This is a genomic window from Streptomyces bobili (assembly GCF_002154575.1).
Classification (GTDB): Bacteria; Actinomycetota; Actinomycetes; order Streptomycetales; family Streptomycetaceae; genus Streptomyces; species Streptomyces bobili.
This window is the reverse complement of record NZ_MUBA01000728.1, coordinates 1-3,279: the sequence shown is the minus strand read 5'-3', so window position 1 is coordinate 3,279 and position 3,279 is coordinate 1. Positions and strand designations below refer to the sequence as shown.

The following is a 3,279-nucleotide window of genomic DNA, read 5'->3' as shown; positions in this document are numbered from 1 at the left end:
AGCTGCTGGGAGACGGCGGACGGCGTCAGACGCAGGGCCTCGGCGGTCCGCGCGAGGCTGCCACGACGCTGCAGCTCACGCAGGACGGTGAGCCGACGAAGGTCGATGGTGAAGGCGGGGCTTAACGGTTCCACGCCCAAAGATTAACTGGACCTAGTGCCCCACTCCCGGAAATGATCGAAGACATGACCACGACCGCTCCCCTTGGCAGCTTCCTCATCCTCCACGGCTGGCAGAACCACCGCCCCGCCGCCCACTGGCAGCACTGGCTCGCCGACCGCCTGACCGACCGCGGCCACGCCGTCACCTACCCCCAACTGCCCGACCCCGACGACCCCGCCCTGGAGGTGTGGCTCGGAGAACTGTCCCGCCACCTCCACGCCCTCGACGCCCGGCGCGAACGGGTGGTGATCGCGCACAGCCTCTCCGCCGTGCTCTGGCTGCACGCCGCCGCCCGCGGCCTGCCCGGCCTGGACAGGGCCGACCGGGTCCTCCTGGTCTCACCCCCGTCCGGCCCGGTCCTCGCCGGCTACCCCGAGGTCGCGGAGTTCGTCCTCCCCGCCCTCGACGGCCTGACGCTCCCCTCCCCGACCCGCCTGGTCGCGGGCGACGACGACCCGTACTGCCCGGAAGGCGTCCAGTCCCAGTACGGCACCCCCCTGGGCCTGACGGCCGAACTCATCCCCGGAGCAGCCCACTTGGACCTGGACGCGGGGTACGGCTCCTGGCCGTCGGCACTGGAGTGGTGCGAGCGGGGCGACGCGAGCTTCACGGCCCGCCCGGAGCAACGTCCGTAGAACCGCCACCCTCCACAGCCGCGAGGGACGGAGCCCCGGAGCCGGAGTCCCCGACACCACCTGCACCACCGTCACCACCTGCCCTACCGTCACCACCCCGCAGCTCGGGGGTGGTCGCGGCCACGGCGGTCACCGCCGCCACACACAGCACACCGCCGGTGACGAGGGCGACGGCGCCAGAGGACCAGCCGGCGGCGAGGCCTCCGCGCAGGTTGCCCAGATGCGGACCGGCCTGCCCGACGATCGCCTCGGCCGCCGTGACCCGGCCCAGGAGCGCGTCCGGGGTACGGGTCTGGACGATGGTCGTACGGGACAGGACGGCGACCGCGTCCGCCGCTCCGGCCAGGACCAGGGCCGCGATCCCCGCCCAGGCACTGGTCGTCAGGCCGAACGCGGCGAGGGAGACACCCCACAGACCGGAGGCGCACAGCATGACGGGCCCCGGCCGCGCCAGCCGGGTCACCGGCCCGGAGAGGGCGGTCGCGGTGACCCCGCCCACGGCGAGCGCGGACAGGAACAGACCCAGGGTGCGCGGATCACCGCCGAAGCGTTCCTCGTTGACCAGCGGGAAGAGACTGACTGGCATCGCCAGCACGGTCGCGGCCAGGTCGGTCAGCAGGGCGCCACGCACGACGCGGTGACCGGTGAGGAACCGCAGCCCGTCCAGGACGCCGTGCAGTCCGGGCCGGGACTTCTCGCCCTCGGGCGGCAACGGGGGCAGGCCGAAGGCGCCGTAGAAGGCGAGGCCGAAGGTGAGGGCGTCCAGCAGGTAGCAGACGCCGATGCCCCGCCAGCCGAGCACCAGACCGGCGACGGCAGGACCGATCAGCATCATGGACTGACCGGTCGCCTGGTTCAGCGCGAGCCCCGCGGCCACCTGGTCCTTGGGCAGCAGCCGGGGCACGAACACGCCGGCCGCGGGACCGCCGACGGCCCCGAAGGAGGCCTGCACCGCGACCAGTGCGAGAAGCAGGGGCACGGGCACGCCCCCGGTGAAGCCCTGGACGGCGAGCAACAGCGAACAGGCCGCCTGGCCGACGGTGGCGAGGAGGTAGACGCGGCGCCGGTCGGCCCGGTCGACCCAGGCACCGGCGAACAGCCCGACCGCGACCATCGGCAGCGCCTGCGCCAGCCCGACCGCGCCGCTCCATACCGAGCTGTGGGTCGTGTCCCACACCTGGTACATGACGGTGACCATGGTCATGAAGCCACCGAGCGAGGACACGGTGCGCCCGATCAGCAGCCGCCGATAGACGGGGGAGGTACGAAGGGGACGAACATCAAGGAAGGTCCGGCCGAGACTCATGAGCCGGAAGGAACGGGGGGCGGCGCGAAGGCGGGATACACGGCGCGGAGGCTAACCCGCCCCCACCCTGCCCGCCACCCAATTACCGGCCCCCGCCTCCTTCACGCGGACTCGTTGAGGAGCCTGCCCAGGTGCTCCCGCCCGGCCCCCAGCAGCGAGGCCAACGGCTCGGCGTGGTCGTACCACCGCTTCTCGTACTCCCAGCAGAGCCAGCCGTCCCACCCGTGCCGGGAGAGGACCTCCACGCACTCGGCGAGGGGCAGCACTCCGGCTCCCAGGGCGACAGGCGTGGTGTCCTCGGCCGAGACGATGTCCTTGACCTGCACGTATCCGAGATAGGGCGAGAGTGCGGCGTAACTGTCCTGCGGCTGCTCGCCGCCCAGCCAGGTGTGCATGACGTCCCACAGGGCGCCCGCCTGCCGGTGCCCGACCAGCCCGAGGACACGCGTCGCGGCGGCGCCGGTCCGGTGGGAGTCGTGGGTTTCCAGCAGGATGCGTACGCCGAGGTCGGCGCCGTATTCGGCGGCGGTCCCCAGCCGCCGGGCCGCGACGGCGTCAGCGTCGGCAGGGTCCTGCCCGTCGGCACCGCCGGGGAACACCCGGACGTACGGCGCGCCGAGATCATGGGCGAGTTCGACGAGCGAGCGGATCTCCCCGATCACGACTTCGTCGTCCCCCGGAGCGGCCACGCGCGCATACCCCGCGACCCCGAGGACCTCGACCCCGGCGGCCTTGAACTCGGAGGCCACCGCGGCACGTTCGTCCGCACCGATCCCCGGATGCACCGGCTCCTCGGGATGGGCGCGCAGCTCGACCCCGTGGTACCCGTGCGCGGTAGCGAGCCGCAGCACGTCGGAGATCGGCAGACCGGGAACACCAAGGGTGGAAAAGGCCAGCTTCATAGTTTCGGACCTTACTAGCCCCCCGCCCACCCGCCGACTGCAGCCGGCGGCCCCCACCCACATCCCGCACCCGCCCCACATCCCGCACCCGAACCAGGAACCCGAACCACGACGAGGGGGCGGATGGCGGCGATCCACCGGGAGCGGGCCGTGGCGGTGCGTCGAAAGCCCGTCGCGTACTGCGTCTCTGCCCCGTAGAACGTAGAAGGGACGGCCGTACGTCCGACTGGCGACGGGCTCGACGCACCGCCACGGCCCCGACCCCACCCCTCAC

Annotated in this window: 4 protein-coding genes; 1 reads left to right on the top strand and 3 read right to left on the bottom strand. The window is 72.8% G+C overall.

Annotated features, from left to right (window positions below; all coding sequences use genetic code 11):
* Nucleotides 1-134: LysR family transcriptional regulator (locus BZL64_RS39340; protein ID WP_143663425.1), on the bottom strand; the 134-nt coding region annotated here is incomplete at its 3' end.
* A 51-nt stretch (nucleotides 135-185) separates the two neighbouring features.
* Here BZL64_RS39340 and BZL64_RS36825 point away from each other — a divergent pair.
* Nucleotides 186-797 (top strand): RBBP9/YdeN family alpha/beta hydrolase, encoded by a 612-nt coding sequence (locus BZL64_RS36825; protein WP_086773361.1) that lies wholly within the window; start codon nucleotides 186-188, stop codon nucleotides 795-797.
* Here the strand turns inward: BZL64_RS36825 and BZL64_RS36820 are convergent.
* Both BZL64_RS36820 and BZL64_RS36815 read right to left on the bottom strand, forming a co-directional pair.
* A complete protein-coding gene (locus BZL64_RS36820) occupies nucleotides 769-2,103 on the bottom strand; it encodes an MFS transporter (protein ID WP_086773360.1) in 1,335 nt (444 codons plus the stop codon). The two genes, BZL64_RS36825 and BZL64_RS36820, sit on opposite strands and share 29 nt — an antisense overlap.
* A 101-nt stretch (nucleotides 2,104-2,204) precedes the next feature.
* On the bottom strand, nucleotides 2,205-3,005 hold the full coding sequence (locus tag BZL64_RS36815) for a sugar phosphate isomerase/epimerase family protein (RefSeq protein ID WP_086773359.1): 801 nt from the start codon (nucleotides 3,003-3,005) through the stop codon (nucleotides 2,205-2,207).
* Nucleotides 3,006-3,279: the final 274 nt, after the last annotated feature.